Here is an 18,945-nt window from a genome sequence, read left to right as displayed (position 1 = left end):
CGGAGTCCTACAGGATGTCTTTTCATTCCTGTGAGTGGTGTGGTTTCACCTATACGGCGGCGGCTGCGAAGAATGCCGAACGTGCAGGCCATCGATCGTGAACCGTCCCCGCCGACCACCACCCTCGGATTCGCCCTGTTCGCCACCCGCTGGTTGCAGGCGCCGCTCTACTTCGGCCTCGTCGCCGCGCAGGGGGTGTACGTCTACAAATTCTTCAATGAACTCTGGGCCTTAATTCTCCGCTGTGTGACCGGGCAGGCCACTGAGACGTACGTCATGCTCGCCGTGCTCAAACTCGTCGACGTCGTCATGATCGCGAACCTGCTGATCATGGTGATCGTCGGCGGCTACGAGACCTTCGTGTCCCGCATCGGCCTCCAGGGCCACCGTGACCAGCCCGAATGGCTCTCGCACGTCAACTCCAACGTGCTGAAGGTCAAGCTCGCCACCGCCATCGTGGGCATCTCCTCCGTCCATCTGCTCCAGATGTTCGTGGACGTCCACCGCACCTCGCACCACTCGCTGATGTGGGGCACGGTCATCCACATGGCGTTCATCGCCTCGGCGGCGATCCTGGCGTACATGTCGGGGCCGATGGCCGCGCAGGCCGAGCGGGCCCATCAGCAGACCCACCACCACGAGCCCGTCCCCGAGGCACCCGCCGCGAAGGTCTTCGTGCCGGCGCAGTCCGGCCCGCGCGAGGACGTGCCGAGCGCGGAGGAGCGGCTGCGGGCCGCCGGGTTCCCCGCCCGCAAGCTGCTGGAGGACTTCGACTCCGAGCATCCGCGCGCCTTCGACCGGGAGACCGTCGCCCGGCTCGGCAAGCTGGACTTCGTCACTGCCGGACGCAACGTGGTCTTCGTGGGACCGCCCGGCACCGGCAAGACGCACCTCGCCGTCGGGCTCGGGGTGCGGGCCTGCCAGGCCGGGCACTCGGTGCTGTTCGCGAGCGCGGACCGGTGGGCCGCCCGGCTGGGTGCGGCACGCGATGCCGGACGGCTCGCGGGGGAGCTGGCCGCGCTGGACGCGCACGCCCTGCTGATCGTCGACGAGGTCGGCTACACGCCCTTCGACCCGGAGACCGCCGCGCTCTTCTTCCAACTGGTCGCGCACCGCTACGAGCGGGCCTCGCTGATCGTGACCAGCGACCGTCCGCTCGCCCGCTGGGACGAGGTCTTCGGCGGCCCCTCGGCCCTGGCGATGGCGGACCGGCTGGCCCACCACGCCGAGCTCGTACGGATCGAGGGCGAGAGCTACCGGATGCGCCGCGCTACTTCAGCGTGGGCAGACTGACGTTGTTGATCAGCGGTCCTTCGATGGTGAGTCCCTCGGTGACCAGGGACTCCGAACCGGCCGCCGGGAGCGGCAGCGGCAGCGAGGGTGCCGCGGCGGCCGCGGGCGCGAGGGCCGCGACCAGGGCCGCGGCCGCCGAGAGAACGGCGAAGGACAGGGCGGTACGGCTGCGGGCGGTGCGCTCGGAACGCATGGGGACCTCAGAGCCTTTCGGTGAGGGGAGGGCGGGCCGGCCCTGGTTCGCCGGGACCGGCCCCCTTGGAGTGCGTCAGACCTGCGGGGTCTCGACCACCAGCCCGGCGATGTCGACGCTGACCGCGGCGGCCTGCGTGGTGAAGGCACCGATCATCAGGGCCGCGGCGGCCAGGACGGTGGCGAGACGACGCGCTGTGCGCATGGGACAACTACCTCTCTGTTGCGCTCACTTGAGCGTGATCAGGACACCGGGTGGCTGCCCTGCGCCATGCGTCGCAATGCGGAAAGATCCGAAAGGTCCCTCAAGAGTTGGAAAAGCCCGGCGTGGCGTGCATGAGTCGCCGCGTACACCCGGACGAGTGAGCCGGGCGGGCCGGCCCGGACGCCCTCAGATCTGGTCGTCCGCGAGTTCGGCGACGCCCGTGATCCGGTGCAGCGGGTACGTCCGCACCTCGTCCGCGGTGTGGTCGTACGCCGTCACGAAGCCGCCCTCGACCCGTACCGGAGCGATCACCCGCTGGCTCGCGGAGCCCTCGGCGTTGACGTAGCCGATCCACAGCGACTCGCCGGTCAGGACGGCGGCCTGCATGGTGGCGAGGGTCTCGGCGGGGGTGGTGCGGGGCAGCTCGCCGCCGGTCATCGCGGTGGCCGCCCCGCTCGGCTTGCGCGGTGTCGTGGAGGCGAGGTCGCCCGCCCGGATGGCGCGGACCGCGGCGGCCAGCAGCGTGGCGTCCGGCGTCGGCGGGCCGTCCGGGACCGGCTCGGGGGCCGAGCGCGGCGGGGTGCGGTGGGCGTCGGCGCGGGTGATCAGGACGTCGCCCTCCGCCGACTCGGCGGCCGGCGCGAAGCCCATCGCGCGCAGGCCCTCCAGCAGGCCCGCCGGGTCCGCCTGGGCGGCCAGCACGGTCGGCGCCAGACGGCGCAGCCGCAGACCGGCGGCCCGCTTGTCGGCGAGGATCTCGTTCAGTACCGCGTCGTCGTCGCAGCGGACGTACGCCGACGCCGCGCCCACCCGCAGATGGCCGTGCCTGCGGGCCACGTCGTCGATCAGATACGCCAGCGGCTGCGGCACCGGGGTGCGGGAGTGCTCGGCGAGGAAGGCGTGCAGGTCGGAGGCGCTGCGCCCGGCGTCAAGGGCGCGGCGCACCGAGCCCGGCGTGAACCGGTACACCGTCGCGCCGCCCTTGGACTCGACGTCCGCGAGCACACCCAGCGTGTCGGCGAGCGGCCGCCGCAACGGCCCCGGCGCCACGGCCGTCAGGTCGGCCTGGAGCAGGACGTGGTCCAGCGGCTCGGGCAGCAGCGGGGCGAGCAGCCGCGCGGCGGCAGCGGAGGCGACGGCCTGCTCGACGGGAGAGAGCGGCTCGGGCGGGCCGGCCGGGCGGGGGTGCTCGTGATGGACGGGGAGCTTGTCGCCGGGGCCGGTGGAGGTGGCGCCGGTCGGGGGCGGGGTCCGGTCCGCTGGGCCGGCGGTGGAGGCCGAAGGGATGGCGGCCGCGGGGGCGGCGCCGTGGGTCGCTACAGCACCCGGCGCACTCGCGGTCGCCCCGGTCAATGTGGTCGGACCGGTGGTCGCCGTCGGGCCGGTGGCCGATGGACCGGAGCTCCGGTCCCGGCCGCCCGCCGGCTTCCCGCCGGGTCCCGCCTCGGGCGCCCCCAGCAGCGCCCGCCCGTGCGCCGACAGGGCCCCGCGGCCCGTCACGCCCAGCAGTTCCGCCTCGTTCAGCGTCCACCGGGCGAGGCGGGCGCGCAGGTCGTCGTCGCGCTGAGGGCCGCGCAGCGGGCGCTCCCACCGCAGCCGGGCCAGCACCGACTCGGGCGACGGGGACGCGCCCTGCGGCAGTCCGGCGAGCAGCGTCAGCACCCGGTGCCGCACCTCGGGCGCGGCGGAGCGGTCCAGGCCGGGGCCCAGCGCCGACAACGTACGGTCCTTGGCGTCCCGCCCGCCGACCACGCCCGCCGTCCGTGTCGCCGCGAGCCACGACTCCGCCAGCCGGGCCCAGCGCTCGGCGGCGGGCTGCTCCAGCCACTCGTCGTAGGCGGGCGTCGCCGCGAACCGTTCGTCGGCCTCGCCGTCGGAGGCCAGCAGGCCCGCCGCGTAGGCGAGTTCGGTCCAGAAGGCGGCCACCGGCTCGGGCACGTCGAGGGCGACGGCGGTGCGCTTGAGGTCGCGCACGCTCAGACCGCCGGCGCGCAGCACCGTGGGCCCGCCCTCGTGCCAGTCCTTCAGCAGCTCCTCGACGGTGGCCAGCGCGGTGTACGCCTGCCCGGCCGCCGTCGTGTCCACAACCTGTGGACGGTGCGTCGAGGCCGGCTCGACGGGCGGCGGCAGCGGCTCGGTGGCGCGGTGCGCGCGGCCGGAGCGCAGATGCAGGGCCACCTCGCGCGGGAGTACGACCGTGCCGGGCGCCGTCGGCAGGAGGAGCCCGCGGTCGAGGAGCCGGCGCAGGTGGGCTGCGGGGTCGGCGGTGACCTGGCCGTAGGGCGGCCCCCAGACCAGGCGGGCGAGGACCTCGCGGGACTCCTCCGGGGCGTCGGCGAGCAGCGCCGTCATGCGCGTGCGGTCGCTGAACAGCGCGGTGAGCGCCGACACGGCGGACACCGCGTCGTGGGTCGACGGCAGCCCGGCCGTGGTGACGATCTCCTGGATACGGCCCGGCGACATGCCGGCCGTCGCCTCCTGCACGGTCGGCCCGAGGCCCGTGGGGGAGGGGTGCTGCGGGGAGGGCGTGAGCAGCTCGCGCGCCGTGCGCACCAGGCGCAGCCGGTCGTCGGCGCCCCACACCAGAGCCTGCTCGCGCAGGGTGCCCAGGGCGTGCGGCAGCGCGCCGGTGACCGCCGGGTCGCCCTCGTCGCCTGCCATCAGGGCGAGCAGCTCGTCGTACGTCGCCGGGTCCGCCGCCACGGCCAGCGCCTCCGCCGTCTGCAACGCGAAACGGTCCAGCCGCTCCAGGGCGCGCACCACCGAGGCCCGGGTACCGGCGCGGGTCGCCAGCTGGGTCAGGTCGGTCGGGACGGGGGTGATGAGGTCGGGCCGGCTGCGCAGAAGCACGGTCAGCGAGGCGTCGTCCCGCACGCGAAGATCCTCCGCGAGGGAACGGGGCGGTGTGGCCGGGTCGCTCATCCTGCCCACGTTAGCGGGTCGCCTCCGGCGGTTGGGCCGACAGCGGGCCGGGTGCGGGGCCGTGCTCGGGAAGCGGACCCGATGGCCGTACAAGGCCGGTCCCGGCGTCCCGGGCGAACAGAGCGTTTCGTAGATGGCCCCCTGATGAACATCAGCCGGAGGATTCCGGCACCCCTGGCAACCGCTCGTCCCCACTCGTCACCCTGGGCTCCCGGTCAACCACTGCAGGAATCACGGGAATTGGGGGGTTCGGTGATGAGCGAGCAGGCCGAGCAGTGGATCGCGATCCTGAGTCTCGCGTTCCCCGTGGCCGCGTTCCTGTGGGAGTTCGCCATCGTCGGCCGCAAGCGGCTCGGCTACCGGGTACAGATGGACACCCTCGCCGCGGACGCGGCCGACAAGCCGTACGCCGACGTGCTCGGGGACATGCGGCACGACGGCCACCAGCTCAAGGACCCCTCGTTCGTCCTGCTGCGCATCGAGAACGCCGGATCGACCAAGATCGTCTCCGAGGACTACCTGGCCGACCCCGTCGACCCCTACGGCATCAAGGTCACCTTCCGCGACCGCCGCGTCGCCGCCGTGGTCCTCACCGACCCCAGCAACAACGCGCTGCGCGACTTCTTCTTCGAGGAGGTCACGGAGGGCGACAGCGTCCGCACCGTCGCCAAGCCCGGCTTCCGCCGCAACAACAACGTCGCCGACCGCACCGGCACCATCCGGCTCCCGAAGGTGACACTGCCCCGGGGCGCCGAGTACAAGGTGCTCGTCGTGCTGGAACGCTGGCCCGCGGACACCGGCACCGACCCCTTCCCGGACCCCGTCGTCCAGGGCACCGACGGACAGGAACGCTGGTACGACCCGCTGATCCGGCTGCTGAGGCTGAAGGCGACCAGGACCGAGAGCCATGTCTTCGCCTCCCGGCCCGCCTGGTGGGTCATCTGGATCCTGATCGCCGCCGTCGCCGTACAGGCCAACTTCACGCTCTTCGTCCGCGAGGACAAGCGGCCCCCGCTGGACTGTGTCAAGGGCACCCTGTACCTGCACGGCTCCACCGCCTTCGCCCCCGCGGTCAGGGCCGCAGCCCAGGACTACCTCGACCGCTGCGACGGCGCGGACGTGCACATCCCGCTCGCCGACGACACCTTCAAGGGCAGCACCGACGGCGTCACCGACCTCGACAAGGCCGGCAAGGAGGCCGAGATCCCCGTCGGCGAGGGCCTGCGCGACCACATCGCCTTCACCGACGGCCTCGCCTCCGACGGCCACCCCCGGCTGATCCCCAGACCCGTCGCGCTCTCCGTCTTCACCCTCGTCGTCAACAAGGACGCCGGCGTGGAGAACCTGAAACTGGAGCAGATACGGGATGTCTTCGCGGGCCGCGTGAAGAACTGGTCCGACATCGGCGGCAACGACGTACCCGTCCACCTCGTCAACCGCGACCCCGGCTCGGGCACCCGCGGCACCCTCGTCGCCAAGGTCCTCGCCGGCAGGGAACCGCCCCAGTTCACCGAGACCGACTGCGCCGCCCTCGACCCGAAGCGGTACGGCCGCTGCGAGGTCACCAGCACCGACACCATGCTGAACACCACCGCCTCGACCCCCGGAGCCGTCGGCTACAGCGAGGCCACCGCCGTGGCCGGCCACCGTGCCGCGGACAGGCTGGTCAAGGTCACCATCGACGGCAGGCAACCGACCGCGGAGGGCGTCGGAGCCGCCAACTACCCCTACTGGCAGACCGAGTTCGCCTACACCTACGGAGAGGCCCCGGCCGGCTCCGTCGCCGCGGCATTCCTGAACTTCCTCACCCAGCAGAGCGGCCGCGACATCCTCCGCGAGCACGGCCACGGCCTGTGCTCCGAAGTGCAGAACTCGGGCGAGTGCCGCCCGGCCTGAGCCACCTCACCTGTCCTGTCCTGCGCTAACGTCGTCCCCCGGGCATCCAACGCACGCACCCCGGAGGGGACTTCGTGGGGATCGAGAGCGACCAGGTCGTCTACGAGTATCTGAGCCGCGTCGGCGACGTGGCGCAGCAACGGCAGCTGCCGTCGTCCACCCGTATGCGCCTGGTGAACGAACTTCGCGGCGAGATCGACCGGCGGCGCGCCAAGGCGCCCGTCGACAACCCCGCCGCCGTCCGCCGCATCATCGCCCGCCTCGGCACCCCGGACGAGGTCGTCACGGCCGCCGGGGGTACCTCCTCCGGGGGAGGCACCGCCCCCGCCCCGCGGACGCCGGTCGCCCCCGTGCCCGTGCAGCCGACGAGCCGGGACGAGGACGCCGGCGAGAGGCGCCCCAAGGGGCGGCTGCGCCGGATCGTGCCGCGCCCGCGGCCCGCCGAGCCCACCGCGGCCCGCGACGACGCTCCGGCGCCGCCCCATCTCGCGAGCACCGCGGACCTCGGCGACAGCGCCGTCCAGCCGGACTGGTGGCGGGTCGACAGCAGCCCCTTCGGCCCCGGCGAGGACGTCCCGGGATTCGTCGGCGGCATCGAGATCCCGGAGATGCTCAGGCGCCCGCCCGCGAAGGACGAGGCGGGGCTCCTCAAGAAGAAGCCCGCCGAGGAGCCCGAGCCGGCCGCCGTCGAGCAGGCCGAGGAGGACGAGCCGAAAGGCCGCCGCCGCTTCCTCCGCCGGCCCACCCTGCCCTCCGGCCGCTGGAGCAACCCACTCCTGCTGATCGCCGCCGCCCTGCTCGTCGCGGGTGCGGTCCTCGGCAACCTGCTCGCCCTGCTCCTCGGCTGGCTCATCGCCTGGGGCTCGCGCCGGCTGAGCGACGCCGAGACCAAGTGGGCGGTGATCATCCTGCCAGCCCTCTCCCTCACCGCCGGCGTGGTCTGGCTCTGGGGCCGCACCAACGACCGCTGGGGCGCCCCCATCGCAGAGGGCCACACGAACACCGCGATCGCCGAGACCTGGCCCTGGGTACTGCGGGGCGCGGCACTGGTCTCGGCACTGTTCATCGTGTGGCGGTCGCAGAGGCAGCGGTAACTCTCCGACGGGGGCGAGGTGGCCCACCCGGGGGCGCGGGGCCGTATCGATGCGCGGTTCCGCCGCGTGGGCGCGACGAAAGCGCCCTGAAGGGGCGCGGGGAACTGCGCGACAAGCCACGAATCACCCGCAGCCGCCATGCGACGAGCAGCCCCGAGCCACCGGTCGCACATCACACCCACCCGGCGTCTGCCGACACGACCACCTGGGCACAATGGCCCATATGGCACTCACCGTCGGCTTCGACCTCGACATGACCCTCATCGACTCCCGCCCCGGCATCCACGCCTGCTACGTCGCGTTGGCCGAACGCACAGGGACATACATCGACGCCGACCTGGCGATCACCCGCCTCGGCCCGCCGCTGGAGGAGGAGCTGATCAACTGGTTCCCCGCGGAGCGGACCGCGGCGATCGCCGACCAGTACCGCGAGATGTACCCGGCGATCGCCATCACCGCGACGCCCGCCATGCCCGGCGCCCGCGAGGCGATAGCCGCCGTACGCGCCGCCGGCGGCCGCGCGATCGTCGTCACCGCGAAGTACGAGCCGAACGCCAAGCTGCACCTGGAATACCTCGGCATCGACCCGGACGCGGTCATCGGCAACCTCTGGGCCGAGCAGAAGGCCGAGGCCCTGCGCGAGTACGGCGCGAGCGTCTACGTCGGCGACCACCAGGGCGACATCCGTGCCGCCCGCGCCGCCGACACCCTCGCGGTCACCGTGGCGACCGGGCCGTACAGCGCCGAGGAACTCGGAGCGCTCGGCGCCGACGTCGTCCTCGCGGATCTCACGAAGTTCCCGGACTGGCTCGCCGGTTACCTCGAGGCGCCGCGCGCCTGACGCCTTCCGGCCGCGATCGATCGGAACACTCCGGCACCGGCGACGAGGAATCCGACGCCCATCAACATGCTCAATCCGAACATGTATGTCGGAAATGGCGTCGTACCGAGCAGGAACGGGGCCACCGTGACCAGAGTGGCCACAGCACCGATGAAGAACAGGACCGCGCCGGCACGGATCAGTCGGTCGCCGGGAGCGGCGGAATTCGTTTGGGTTTTGTCACGCACCGGACCAGGGTAGTTCCCTGCGCGAGGGAACTACCGGGCGACGTCTTGTCACCCGCCCGGGGACCATTAGCCTTGGTACCGGCGGGTCGTGGTCGACCCGCTGTAGTGCTATCAAGAGCCGTTTTCAGAAGCAGTTTTCCGACGAGTACGAGGACGAGGACAGACGTGCCTACCGGCAAGGTCAAGTGGTTCAACAGCGAGAAGGGCTTCGGCTTTCTCTCCCGCGACGACGGCGGTGACGTCTTCGTTCATTCCTCGGTCCTCCCCGCCGGAGTTGACGGACTCAAGCCGGGACAGCGGGTGGAGTTCGGAGTCGTCGCCGGTCAGCGTGGTGACCAGGCACTCTCGGTCGTCATTCTCGATCCGACCCCGTCCGTCGCGGCCGCCCAGCGCAAGAAACCGGACGAGCTCGCGTCCATCGTCCAGGATCTGACGACCCTCCTCGAGAACATCACGCCGATGCTGGAGCGCGGCCGCTATCCCGAGAAGGCCGCGGGCAAGAAGATCGCCGGTCTGCTCCGCGCGGTCGCCGACCAGCTCGACGTATAGCGCGCGGAACCTGGCGGATTCTCGGGATTTCTAGAGGAAATCGAGTGCACCCGGGCCGAGGGGCGGTACCAGTCCCTCGGCCGCGGCACGCGTGAGCAGTCCGCGTACGGCGGCATAGCCGTCCTCGCCGAGGTCGGCCGTGAACTCGTTGACGTACAGGCCGATGTGCTGGTCCGCGACGGCCGGGTCCATCTCCTGGGCGTGCTCCATGACGTAGGCGCGGGACGCCTCGGGGTCGTCCCAGGCGGCGCGCACCGACGTGCGGATGGAGTCCGCGAGACCGGCCAGCGTCCCGGCTCCCAGCGACCGCTTGGCGATGATCGCCCCGAGCGGGATGGGCAGCCCGGTGGTGTCCTCCCAGTGCTCTCCCATGTCGGCGAGCTTGTTGAGCCCGTAGTTGCGGTACGTGAAACGCGCCTCGTGGATGACGAGTCCCGCGTCGACCTTCCCGTCCCGCACCGCGGGCATGATCTCGTGGAACGGCATCACCACGATCTCGCCGACCCCGCCTGGGATCGTGTCGGCGGCCCACAGCCTGAACAGCAGATACGCCGTCGACCGCTCGCTCGGCACCGCGACCGTGCGGCCCGTCAGATCGACCCCCGCCTCCCGCGTCAGCACCAGCGGCCCGCAGCCCCGGCCCAGCGCGCCGCCGCAGGGCAGCAGCGTGTACTCGTCGAGGACGTACGGCAGCACGGCGTACGACACCTTCAGCACGTCGAACTCACCGCGCTCGGCCATGCCGTTGGTGATGTCGATGTCGGCGAAGGTGACGTCCAGCGCGGGGGCGCCGGGGACCCGGCCGTGCGCGAGGGCGTCGAAGACGAAGGTGTCGTTCGGGCAGGGGGAGTACGCGATCTTCAGCGGCTCACTGGTCATGTGGGTTCCAACTCTCCAGTACGGGCGCGAGCTTCCCGAAACCGTCCGCCAGCGCGGCCAGCGCGTCGCCGATGCGCCAAGCGGCGCGGTCGCGGGGGCCCACCGGGTTGGAGATCGCGCGCAGCTCCAGCACCGGCGTGCGGTGCGCGCCCGCGGCCTCGGCGACGCCGAAGCCCTCCATGGCCTCGGCCAGGGCGGTGGGGTGCCGCTCACGCAGCCACGCGGCCCGCACGGCGGTGCCGGTCACGGTGGAGACGGTGAGGACGGCGCCGGGACGGGCGGCGGTGGCGGCCGCGACCTCCCGTACGAGTGCTTCCGGCGGACGGTGGGTGACGGTGCCGAAGCCCAGCTCGGTGACCGGCAGGAAGCCGTCCGGGGTTTCCGCGCCGAGGTCGGCGGCCGTGATCTCGTCGGCGACGACGAGGGAGCCGACGGGGGCGTCGGGGGCGAAGCCGCCCGCTATGCCGGCCGAGACCACCAGGTCGTAGGGGGCGCCTTCGAGGGCGGCCCGGGTGAGGGCGGTGGCCGTGCCGGCGGCGGCGAGCGCGGGGCCGACACCGGCGGCGATCACCTCGGCGCCGGGCAGTGCGAACGCCCCGGCCACCGCGTCCCGCTCGGCGGGGACCGCGGTGGCTACGAGAACACGAACGCCAGACGTGGTCAGCTGTCCTTTTCCAGCTTGAAGGACCACAGGCCCGTCACGTTCTGCTCGCCCTCCTTGATGGTCACCAGCGTGGAGTCGCCGCTGGCGCCGTACTGGGCGTTGAAGAACACGCTGCCCGGGACGGTGCGGTAGGTCTTGGTGCTGGAGTCGGTGAGCGGCTGGCCGTTCATCAGGATCGTCCAGCCCTCGTCGGCGATGTCCGGGTCGACACCGAAGCGCACGGTGTCGTCCGGGTCCACCTTGATGGACTCGATGTCCTTGTTCTTCAGGCACTGCGCCAGGTCCGTGGTCTTGAGGGTCTCGCCCTCACCACCGCAGGTGGCCTCCGAGTGCACGGAGGCGGTGCCGACGGTGACCGTGGCCAGCGGCGTCGGCTTGTCGCAGGCCGACAGGACGAGCAGTCCGGCGGAAACGGCGCCGGCGGCGGCGAGCGCGCGGCGGCGTCGCACAACGGATTGCAGCGTGGTCATGGGCGAAGGCTATCGGGCGCGTGCAGCCGTCCCACTACGTGGGGGGCGGCGTGCCGTATGTCACGACGGTGCCGGGGCGTGCGTCACTGTGTCGCCGCGAGGCGTCAGTCGACCCGTGGGCGCGCGTGGCCGCCGTGCCGGGCCGAGCCGAGCAGGCCCTTGACGGTGGTCAGCCAGCCCGTGGCGACGATCGCGGCGCCGACCAGCAGCCCCAGCGAGCCCTTCAGCGGCAGCACGATGCCGACGGCGCCGCCGAGCACCCAGCACACCTGGAGCAGCGTCTCGGAGCGCGCGAAGGCCGACGTACGCACCAACTCCGGCACGTCCCGCTGGATCAGCGCGTCCAGGGACAGCTTGGCCAGCGCCTGCGCGAACCCGGCGACCGCCGCGAGGCCGGCCACCATGACGGCGCCGAAGAAGACCGCTGCCGTGATCGCCACGGCCACCACGAAGCCGAGAACGGTCACGATGATGATCTCCGGTGCCCGGGACCGCAGCCACGCCCCGACCGATGTCCCCAGCGCGTTGCCGGTGCCTGCCGCGACCGCGACTATGCCCAGCGACACGGCGGCGCTCTGGCCGGACATCGGGTGCTCGCGCAGCAGGAACGCGAGGAAGAAGATCAGGAATCCGGTGAGGCAGCGGATGGAGCAGTTCGCCCCGAGGGCGTGGGTGACGGCGATGCCGACCGTGCGCAGCCCGGGCCGCTTGACCGGCTGGCGGTGCGGCCCGTGCAGATGCTGCTCGTCGGCCGCGAGGAGCGCGGTGTCCTCGCCCTTGGCCGAGTCGACCTTGTGCGGCAGCGTGAAGGACAGGAACGTACCGGCGATGAAGATCACGAAGGCGCCGTACAGCGGCCAGCGCGGCCCGATCGCCTGGAGCCCGGCGCCGATGGGCGCGGCCACACCGGTGGCCAGGAGGCCGCCCAGGGTGACCCGGGAGTTCGCCTTCACCAGCGAGAAGCGTGGTGGCAGCAGACGGGGCACCACGGCGCTTCTGACGACCCCGTACGCCTTCGAGGCGACCAGCACCCCGAGAGCGGCCGGATAGAGCTGGAGATCGCCGCTGACGACCGCGCTGGACAGCACCAGGGCGAGCAGCGCCCGGGCCAGCATCGCGCCCGCCATGGCCGCGCGGCGGCCGTGCGGGAGGCGGTCGAGGAGGGGGCCGATCACGGGGGCGAGGAGCGTGAAGGGCGCCATCGTGATGCCGAGGTAGAGCGCGACGCGCCCGCGGGCCTCGTCGGTGGGGACCGAGAAGAACACGGTGGAGGCGAGGGCGACGGTGATCATCATGTCCCCGGCGCCGTTCACGCCGTGGAGCTCGATCAGCTTGCCGAGACCGGACTCGCCGGCGCCCTGCGCGTGCGTGGCCTTGCGGATTCCGCGCGCGGGGCCGGTGAGCGGGAAGTGCAGGGCACGGCCCACCGCGCGGAGGGAGCCGCCGATCCGGCCCGTTCCGCCACCTCGATTGCGGCCGCCCTTGGCCCCACCGATACCAGTGGCTCCCTGGGGCGACCTCGCGGTTGCCACGACGCAATAGTGCCCCGAGATGGGGGTGGGTAGTGCGGTTACGGCGCGTATGGAGGTCAAGCTCTCGTACTCGGCGGGCGCCGCGGAGCGCCGAGAAGCAACGTCGGTGTAGGCCCAGCGGCCGCGAACAGGTAGCGTGCGTATCTCAGCCATCCCGCACAATGGATGACGTAGGTGCGCCCGAGCGCGATTCGGACGCGGACGTCGACGCGGCCCACAGGTCCGCTCCGTTCGCTCCGCCGCCTTCAGGCAGCCGCACCCGAGAGACGGCGTAGGAGAGAAGCGATACCTGTGAGCGCAGCGACAACGCGAAGCCGCACCCCCGACCGTCTGTGCGCCGAGGCCGTCGACCTCGCCCGCAGTGCCGCCGAGGAGGCCGCCGCGCCCGGCGTGGTGGGCGAGCACGCGGGACTGTCCTCCGAGGGCGACCGCGTTGTCACGCACTTCTTCGAGTGCAAGGAGCTCGGGTACCGGGGCTGGCGCTGGGCCGTGACGGTGGCGCGGGCGTCGCGGGCGAAGTTCGTGACCCTGGACGAGGTGGTCCTGCTCCCCGGCCCGGACGCCCTCCTCGCGCCCGAGTGGGTGCCGTGGAGCGAGCGGCTGCGCCCCGGCGACATGGGCCCCGGCGATCTGTTGCCCACGGACGCCGAGGACCTGCGCCTGGAGCCCGGCTGGTCCGGCGAGGACGAGCCGGCACCGAACGCGCCCGTCTCGGAGGAGATGGCGGAACTGGTCGAGGCGGAGGACGCGGAGGTCACCGCCGGCGCCCCCGCGAACCTGCCCCTGGCCCCCTCTCGTGGCTCGATCACCTCGGTCGCCGAGGAACTGGGCATGCGCCGCGCCCGCGTCCTGTCCCGCTACGGCCTGCACGTCGCCGCGGACCGCTGGGAGGAGTCGTACGGCGCGAAGACCCCCATGGCCCAGGCGGCCCCCGCGTCCTGCGTCAGCTGCGGCTTCCTCACCCCGATCGGCGGCTCCCTCGGCCAGGCCTTCGGTGTGTGCGCGAACGAGTTCTCCCCGGCGGACGGCCGGGTCGTCTCCCTGACCTACGGCTGCGGCGGCCACTCCGAGGCAGCGGTCATGCCCAAGCCGCCGCGCCCGGCTCCGCCGGTGATCGACGAGACCCGCGTCGACCCGTTCCCGCTGCGCCCGTCGCCGGACTCGGGTTCGGTGTCGGTGGGCGCGGACGGGGACTCGGCGGAGCTGGGGCACTCGTAGCGCGCGGCGAAGAGCCGGCGATTGCTCCCGACCCCGGCCGGGGTCAGGGCACGAGCTTCTTGAGGTCGATGTCCGTCGGGAACGGGACGGCGGCCTTCAGACGCTCACGGTGAATTCCGGTGGCCACGTACGCGCCCGTCATGGTGTCGAGTTCGTAGATGTGGACGGTGGGGACACCGGCCGGGAGTGCCAGGACCGCCGTGGCGACATCCTGAAGATCAGGGCTCCGTCGATGAGTTCGGTGTGCCGCGGTGCCTGCGGGAGGTGGTCGAGGTCGTCCGCTTCCCAGCCGCTCGGCCTGGGCGGGATCATCCAGTCGGGAAGTTCGGCGGTCACGGCTTCCTCACAGGCGCTCCAAGGGAGCGGCGGTCAGGGGCTCTGATCCCGGGTCATGGATACGGCCCGCACACCTGGCGTCGGCGTAGTTGATGTCGTCATTCGACGACCGGCGCCTGATGGGTGCCCCGGACGGAACGGGTTCAGGCGGCGGCCAGGGGAGTGGCTCGGCAGTCACGGCATGCTCCTGGGGTGGGTGAGCGGAAGGCGCGGTCGCAGTCTTCGCAGGTCTGTAAGGGGTGGCGGACGGTCGGTGGTGGTGCTGGGGCGCGGAACGGGGGCGGGGGCGGTAGCTGGGCGATGAGGCGGTGGGCCAGCAGGGCCGCCGGTCGGCACAGGGGCTGAGGTGGCAGGTCGGCGGTCAGGGTGTGGCGTACGGCGGCGGGGCCGACGTCGCGCTCCAGCCAGGCGGCGACGGCGGGGGCGAGGTGGGCCGTGTCCTGGGCGGACAGCAGGAGGCGGGGGTCGTGGCGGCGGAGGTCCGTGAGGAGGTCCGTGGCCGTCCGGAGGAGCGTGGGGGCCGGGTAGGCGGGCTGCGGTACGGCGGGGAGGGGCTTGCGGGCGGTCGGGGTTCGCTTCTTGCGCGGTGGGGCCTGCTGGTGCTGCGTACGGTCGTGGCCGGGCTGGTTGCAGGAGATCGTGCGGGTGACGATGCGCCCGGCGGGGGTGCGTTGGCGTTCGCGGCGCAGGTAGCCGTGGGTCTCCAGCTCGCGCAGGGCTGCGGCGATACGGGTCGTGCCCTCGGGGAAGCGGGCGGCGAGCGTCTTGATGTCGACGTGGGCGCCTGCGGGGAGCGACTGGATGTGGACGCCGAGCCCGATCGCGAGACCCGACAGCTCCGGGTGCTGGGCCAGGTGGTTGCCGATGACCGTGAAGCGGGTGCTGTGGCGGGCGTTGTCGTGGATGAGGCCGCCCGCGTGGGGGTGGTTTTTGCCCGCGATACGGGACTGGGCGCGCGGGGGCGCGCTAGGGTTTTGGGTGTCCATCGGGAAGGTCCAGCTTCCTTGGTGGTCAGGCCCTCGCACTGGGATTGCCGTCCCGGCGAGGGCCGTCGTATGTCTGCGGTTGTGTTGCGGCGAGCGTAAGGCAGGCAACCCGCCTCAAATCCAACTGAGTTGGTGATATTCACCCTCGCGGGTGAGCGTGTGCTGGGGGGAGGGAGGGGTGGGGTTTGGTGGGGTCCTTTCACCGGCTTGTTTCTTTGAAGGGATGGCCCGTATCACCGAAGCCCGCTTTCCCGGGTTCCGGTGAGAGGTCGACTTCGGCCCAGACCGTCTTGCGCGGAGCCGCCCCCGGGGAGACGCCCCATCGGTCGGCCAGCGCCTCGACGATGGCCGGGCCACGGCCGGACTCCGCCTCGTCGGTGGCTCGTTCGGGGCGCGGCCACGTCCGCGACTCCAAGCACCACCACACCAGCCCCCGCCTGGCGCTCGCGCCGCAGGCCTGGGCTGCCTTCGTCACGTACGCCTCCGAGCGCTGACTGCCTGAAAAGGGAGTGCACGCGTTCGAGCCGGTGGGATACGTTCCTGCCTGTTCGAAGGGGGACCACGTGACGAAGCTGAACCAGATCATCGCCGTCGAAAAGGGCGTCAAGAGCAAGTCGCTCCAGGACATCACCGCGGCGCACCACAAGGTGCAGAAGCCCGCGCTGCTGGCCGGTATCTCGCGTACGTACCAGCCGAAGGACGAGGAGGGCGAGCAGCTGCCGCCGGAGTCCACGCGCGTGCAGGTGCAGGCGGAGGACGTGTTGCGTGAGATGTCCGCCTCGCTGACCCGGCTGTTCGACGTGACCGCGACGAAGGACTGGGCCAACTGCTCGGCGCGTGCCGACGTCACGGTCGACGGGCGGACGATCGTGTCCGACGTACCGGTCAGCTACCTCCTGTTCCTGGAGAAGCAGCTCACCGACCTGCACACCTTCGTCAAGAAGCTTCCGACGCTCGACGCCGCCGAGTCCTGGTCCCACGACCCTTCCACGGACTGGTGGAAGACGGATCCGGTCCGCACGATCCGTACGAAGAAGGTCCCGCGCAACCACGTCAAGGCGGAGGCGACCGAGAAGCACCCGGCGCAGGTCGAGGTGTACTACGAGGACGTGCCCATCGGGTACTGGACGACCGTGAAGTTCTCCGGGTCCCTTCCGGCGCGGCGGGTCAACGAACTGGTGGAGCGGGTCGAGAAGCTCCAGCAGGCCGTGAAGTTCGCGCGCGAGGAGGCCAACGGCGCCGAGGTCACCGACCAGCGGGTCGGCGACGCGGTGTTCGGCTACCTGTTCGGCTGACGCCGGGCGCGGGTAGCATCCACGATCGCCCCCGCGTGCGAGCGCGGGGGTGCGCAACAGGCGCGGGCCGGGATTGAGGACCGGTTCGCGCGATGAGCGCAAGCTGAAGCTGAAGTTCAGCCTGAAGAAGCGGTGACAGTGAAGGTTCGAATCCTTCCCCCGGCATTACGACGCCCGTCCGGGCCGGGGTAGCCCAATATGGCAGAGGCAGCCGCGATCAATCTCAGACTCTCGCTCCAGTCTCAGCATTGCCGCCGATCGCCGGATCGACCGAGGCCGGACGAACGCCGTCGGATGCGAGTTCGAATCTCGCCTGCAGCTCTCTCGTGCTGCGGTAGTTCAAAGGAAGAACACGACGGCCTGATGACTGATCCGTCCTCTTAAACGCCGCCGGCGTGCGCAATTGGGTGGCATCCCCAGGGGCCCGGGAGCTGGATACGACTCCCGGGCTCCGCCATGTTCCGGGCCGACGCTGCGTCAGCGCCAACGGGTGTCACGACAGCACCAACGGGCGTCAATTCAGCACCAGCGGGTGCCGGGGCAGTTCCATCCACCCCCGCCGGACGAACTGCCACCGGAACTGCCCGAGCTGTCCGGCAGACCGTTCGGGAAGTTGCTGTCGCGGTTCCGGTCGCCGGGGAACGGGTCGTGGTAGTCGGGGTCGCCGTCGTCGTCCCGGTCCGGCAGATCCACTGTGCCGCCGTGGCCCCGGTCCGGGTCGGGGCAGCCGTTGTCCGGGGCGGTGAGTTCGAGGGTCACCCAGGTGTCGAGGGTGACGTCCGCGCCCTTGGCCGGGTCGGTCACGCATACGCGCCAGTCGTCGTACTCGCCCTCGTCGGGGAGTTGGTCATTGCCGTACGTGGTGTCCGCCCGCAGATGATGATCCGGGACGACACCGAGGTCCAGGACCTCCTTCTGCGCCGTCTTCCACGTCTTCCAGACCAGGTCCGGCATCCTGGGCCACGGGATGGCTCCGCCGTCCGCCTCGGGACACGGCGCGCCGGTCTGCACGGCGCCGAAGTCGATCGTCTTCGTGTCGCCGTACGTCCTGCCGGTCTTCTGGAAGCACACGGTCCAGTTGGACCGCATCATGATGCTCTTGTCCTGGTCGGACGCGTCGTGTTCCCCGACACCGAACCCGTCGGCCTCGGCCTTGTCCCGCGCCTTGTCCAGACGCAGCCCGCGGTAGTCGGGAGCTTGGGGCGGGGACTCGGAGGGCCGCTCCTGCTGTTCGCCGGGCGAGGGAGAGGCCGAGACGGCGTTGCTGCGTCCCCTTGTCTCACCCTTGGCGTCCGTCTGCGCCACGCTGTCCGCCGCCGCCCCGCCCTGGGGCGGGTCAGGGAGGACCGCGCCGAGCAGCGCCATGGCACCGATGGTGGCGGCCACCTTCACGCCCTTCTGCCAGGGGCTGTCCTTCCAGACCAGGACGATCGCTGCGACCAGCACCAGAAACCCCAGGTACTGGTTGACCAGGCCGAACAGGGGCACGGCGAGCAGGAACCCGATGCGGCCCGGGGTGGTGAGCCACCATCGTGTGCCGGGGGCTGGCGGTCGGGACATGGCGCTGTTCTTTTCTGAAGCAGGAGTACGACGAGCCCGCACGGCACACCGGCGCCGACTGTCGAGCGACCGCATCGTACAGAAACACCGGAAACCGACCGGAACTGCACCTCCAGGTACGGCTACGCCACAGTGATGCGTCGGCGGATCAGTTCCAGCCATTGCCGGAGCGACATGCCCTGCGGGGGCAGAAGGTCGAGGCCCAGGGCCGTGGTTGCCGTGTCGAGTTCCTGGTCCGACGACACCATCGTCAGGAGTTCGGTGATCTCCTGTGCCGCCTGGGCGCGGTCTTCCGGTTCGGCTTCGCTGACGTACTCATTGATGGCCGCTTCAGGAGAGGCGTAGAAATCCGAGTAGTTCTGGTGCAGATAGGCTCCGAGGAACTGACTCAACTCGGGGAAGCGCTCGTTCCATTCCCAGGCGTTCTGCGGGTTCATCTGCGGGACCCTGGAGGGGTCTTGCAGGAATCGGTGAAGATGTTCCCGCGTGATACGCAGGCAGTCCTCCACACTGGTGCCCATCGGAGGGCGGATGTGTGGAATGTTCTCCACGTCTTCTGCGATCTCCTCCGAGAAGAGTCCGACGGACAGCAGTTCATCGATTTGCTGGACGGCTGTCTCGGCGCGGGCCGGATCGCGGGCGGCGATTCTGAGATACGAGGCCAGACCAGGGCCCGGGGTCTCTTCGGTGTCGGTGAACGTGAAGCCGCTGTACGCGTAGGCCTTCAACAGGTCGCTGAGTTCGTAGAACCGCGGCTCCGACGGAACTGCCTGACTCATGAGTTGC

19 protein-coding genes are annotated in these 18,945 nt (G+C 71.4%); 8 read left to right on the top strand and 11 right to left on the bottom strand.

All coding sequences use genetic code 11. The annotated features are described in order from the left end of the window. Positions 1 to 72: 72 nt before the first annotated feature. Complete coding sequence (gene istB / locus PGH47_RS19380; protein WP_271664485.1) at positions 73 to 1,293, top strand: IS21-like element helper ATPase IstB; 1,221 nt, start codon at positions 73 to 75, stop codon at positions 1,291 to 1,293. On the opposite strand, the gene PGH47_RS19375 is transcribed toward istB, so the two are convergent. From PGH47_RS19375 to PGH47_RS19365, 3 genes are all read right to left on the bottom strand, one after another. Further along, on the bottom strand, positions 1,271 to 1,486 hold the full coding sequence (locus PGH47_RS19375) for a hypothetical protein (RefSeq protein ID WP_271664484.1): 216 nt from the start codon (positions 1,484 to 1,486) through the stop codon (positions 1,271 to 1,273). The genes istB and PGH47_RS19375 overlap by 23 nt on opposite strands. 75 nt (positions 1,487 to 1,561) lie before the next feature. Next, on the bottom strand, positions 1,562 to 1,690 hold the full coding sequence (locus PGH47_RS19370) for a hypothetical protein (protein WP_093746457.1): 129 nt from the start codon (positions 1,688 to 1,690) through the stop codon (positions 1,562 to 1,564). A gap of 186 nt (positions 1,691 to 1,876) precedes the next feature. Beyond that, entirely contained in the window at positions 1,877 to 4,612 is a 2,736-nt protein-coding gene (locus PGH47_RS19365; protein WP_271664483.1) for a helicase C-terminal domain-containing protein, read from the bottom strand. Positions 4,613 to 4,867: 255 nt separating this feature from the next. Here PGH47_RS19365 and PGH47_RS19360 point away from each other — a divergent pair, with 255 nt between their 5' ends. From PGH47_RS19360 to PGH47_RS19350, 3 genes are all read left to right on the top strand, one after another. After that, positions 4,868 to 6,508, top strand: a complete 1,641-nt coding sequence (locus tag PGH47_RS19360; protein ID WP_271664482.1) for a substrate-binding domain-containing protein — start codon at positions 4,868 to 4,870, stop codon at positions 6,506 to 6,508. A 74-nt stretch (positions 6,509 to 6,582) separates the two neighbouring features. Next, the gene (locus PGH47_RS19355; protein WP_271664481.1) at positions 6,583 to 7,602 is read left to right on the top strand and encodes a hypothetical protein; all 1,020 of its coding nucleotides are present in this window, start codon (positions 6,583 to 6,585) and stop codon (positions 7,600 to 7,602) included. Positions 7,603 to 7,816: 214 nt separating this feature from the next. Beyond that, positions 7,817 to 8,443: an HAD family hydrolase gene (locus tag PGH47_RS19350; RefSeq protein WP_271664480.1), complete on the top strand. Its 627-nt coding sequence runs from the start codon at positions 7,817 to 7,819 to the stop codon at positions 8,441 to 8,443. Here the strand turns inward: PGH47_RS19350 and PGH47_RS19345 are convergent. Then, complete coding sequence (locus PGH47_RS19345) at positions 8,419 to 8,670, bottom strand: hypothetical protein (protein WP_030958132.1); 252 nt, start codon at positions 8,668 to 8,670, stop codon at positions 8,419 to 8,421. The genes PGH47_RS19350 and PGH47_RS19345 overlap by 25 nt on opposite strands. Positions 8,671 to 8,835: 165 nt before the next feature. Here PGH47_RS19345 and PGH47_RS19340 point away from each other — a divergent pair, with 165 nt between their 5' ends. Next, the gene (locus tag PGH47_RS19340; protein WP_271664479.1) at positions 8,836 to 9,219 is read left to right on the top strand and encodes a cold-shock protein; all 384 of its coding nucleotides are present in this window, start codon (positions 8,836 to 8,838) and stop codon (positions 9,217 to 9,219) included. Positions 9,220 to 9,249: 30 nt separating this feature from the next. On the opposite strand, the gene PGH47_RS19335 is transcribed toward PGH47_RS19340, so the two are convergent. From PGH47_RS19335 to PGH47_RS19320, 4 genes are all read right to left on the bottom strand, one after another. Then, the gene (locus tag PGH47_RS19335; RefSeq protein WP_271664478.1) at positions 9,250 to 10,098 is read right to left on the bottom strand and encodes a 1,4-dihydroxy-6-naphthoate synthase; all 849 of its coding nucleotides are present in this window, start codon (positions 10,096 to 10,098) and stop codon (positions 9,250 to 9,252) included. Next, positions 10,088 to 10,789 (bottom strand): futalosine hydrolase, encoded by a 702-nt coding sequence (locus PGH47_RS19330; protein ID WP_271664477.1) that lies wholly within the window; start codon positions 10,787 to 10,789, stop codon positions 10,088 to 10,090. The genes PGH47_RS19335 and PGH47_RS19330 overlap by 11 nt, the downstream gene beginning before the upstream one ends. Continuing rightward, complete coding sequence (locus tag PGH47_RS19325; protein ID WP_030967566.1) at positions 10,759 to 11,232, bottom strand: hypothetical protein; 474 nt, start codon at positions 11,230 to 11,232, stop codon at positions 10,759 to 10,761. Before PGH47_RS19325 ends, PGH47_RS19330 begins: the two co-directional genes overlap by 31 nt. Before the next feature lie 104 nt (positions 11,233 to 11,336). Continuing rightward, positions 11,337 to 12,764, bottom strand: coding sequence for an MFS transporter (locus tag PGH47_RS19320; protein ID WP_271664476.1), 1,428 nt, complete (start codon positions 12,762 to 12,764; stop codon positions 11,337 to 11,339). 291 nt (positions 12,765 to 13,055) lie between these two features. On the opposite strand from PGH47_RS19320, the gene PGH47_RS19315 reads away from it, so the two are divergent. Next, positions 13,056 to 13,982 carry a DUF3027 domain-containing protein gene (locus tag PGH47_RS19315; protein WP_271664475.1) on the top strand — a complete coding sequence of 309 codons (927 nt, stop codon included), beginning with the start codon at positions 13,056 to 13,058 and terminating at the stop codon, positions 13,980 to 13,982. A gap of 479 nt (positions 13,983 to 14,461) precedes the next feature. On the opposite strand, the gene PGH47_RS19305 is transcribed toward PGH47_RS19315, so the two are convergent. Next, the gene (locus PGH47_RS19305; protein ID WP_271664474.1) at positions 14,462 to 15,304 is read right to left on the bottom strand and encodes a helix-turn-helix domain-containing protein; all 843 of its coding nucleotides are present in this window, start codon (positions 15,302 to 15,304) and stop codon (positions 14,462 to 14,464) included. 344 nt (positions 15,305 to 15,648) lie between these two features. Here PGH47_RS19305 and PGH47_RS19295 point away from each other — a divergent pair, with 344 nt between their 5' ends. Both PGH47_RS19295 and PGH47_RS19290 read left to right on the top strand, forming a co-directional pair. Beyond that, positions 15,649 to 15,798 carry a DUF397 domain-containing protein gene (locus tag PGH47_RS19295; protein ID WP_271664473.1) on the top strand — a complete coding sequence of 50 codons (150 nt, stop codon included), beginning with the start codon at positions 15,649 to 15,651 and terminating at the stop codon, positions 15,796 to 15,798. A gap of 69 nt (positions 15,799 to 15,867) precedes the next feature. Next, on the top strand, positions 15,868 to 16,599 hold the full coding sequence (locus PGH47_RS19290) for a DUF7873 family protein (RefSeq protein WP_093746451.1): 732 nt from the start codon (positions 15,868 to 15,870) through the stop codon (positions 16,597 to 16,599). A gap of 519 nt (positions 16,600 to 17,118) precedes the next feature. Here the strand turns inward: PGH47_RS19290 and PGH47_RS19285 are convergent. Next, the gene (locus PGH47_RS19285; protein WP_271664472.1) at positions 17,119 to 18,159 is read right to left on the bottom strand and encodes a hypothetical protein; all 1,041 of its coding nucleotides are present in this window, start codon (positions 18,157 to 18,159) and stop codon (positions 17,119 to 17,121) included. 122 nt (positions 18,160 to 18,281) lie between these two features. Further along, the gene (locus tag PGH47_RS19280) at positions 18,282 to 18,938 is read right to left on the bottom strand and encodes a contact-dependent growth inhibition system immunity protein (protein ID WP_271664471.1); all 657 of its coding nucleotides are present in this window, start codon (positions 18,936 to 18,938) and stop codon (positions 18,282 to 18,284) included. Between the last annotated feature and the right edge of the window lie 7 nt (positions 18,939 to 18,945).

The organism is Streptomyces sp. HUAS 31, from assembly GCF_028198125.1.
GTDB lineage: Bacteria > Actinomycetota > Actinomycetes > Streptomycetales > Streptomycetaceae > Streptomyces > Streptomyces chartreusis.
The sequence above is the reverse complement of the archived record's forward strand: the minus strand, read 5'-3'. Positions and strand labels throughout refer to the sequence as shown.

Coding starts and splice junctions, on each gene's coding strand:
- PGH47_RS19370 (WP_093746457.1), bottom strand. CDS start 1,690: ATGCGCACAGCGCGTCGTCTCGCCACCGTCCTGGCCGCCGCGGCCCTG.
- PGH47_RS19365 (WP_271664483.1), bottom strand. CDS start 4,612: ATGAGCGACCCGGCCACACCGCCCCGTTCCCTCGCGGAGGATCTTCGC.
- PGH47_RS19295 (WP_271664473.1), top strand. CDS start 15,649: ATGGCCGGGCCACGGCCGGACTCCGCCTCGTCGGTGGCTCGTTCGGGG.
- PGH47_RS19335 (WP_271664478.1), bottom strand. CDS start 10,098: ATGACCAGTGAGCCGCTGAAGATCGCGTACTCCCCCTGCCCGAACGAC.
- PGH47_RS19360 (WP_271664482.1), top strand. CDS start 4,868: ATGAGCGAGCAGGCCGAGCAGTGGATCGCGATCCTGAGTCTCGCGTTC.
- PGH47_RS19325 (WP_030967566.1), bottom strand. CDS start 11,232: ATGACCACGCTGCAATCCGTTGTGCGACGCCGCCGCGCGCTCGCCGCC.
- PGH47_RS19350 (WP_271664480.1), top strand. CDS start 7,817: ATGGCCCATATGGCACTCACCGTCGGCTTCGACCTCGACATGACCCTC.
- PGH47_RS19285 (WP_271664472.1), bottom strand. CDS start 18,159: ATGTCCCGACCGCCAGCCCCCGGCACACGATGGTGGCTCACCACCCCG.
- PGH47_RS19375 (WP_271664484.1), bottom strand. CDS start 1,486: ATGCGTTCCGAGCGCACCGCCCGCAGCCGTACCGCCCTGTCCTTCGCC.
- PGH47_RS19305 (WP_271664474.1), bottom strand. CDS start 15,304: ATGGACACCCAAAACCCTAGCGCGCCCCCGCGCGCCCAGTCCCGTATC.
- PGH47_RS19280 (WP_271664471.1), bottom strand. CDS start 18,938: ATGAGTCAGGCAGTTCCGTCGGAGCCGCGGTTCTACGAACTCAGCGAC.
- istB (WP_271664485.1), top strand. CDS start 73: ATGCCGAACGTGCAGGCCATCGATCGTGAACCGTCCCCGCCGACCACC.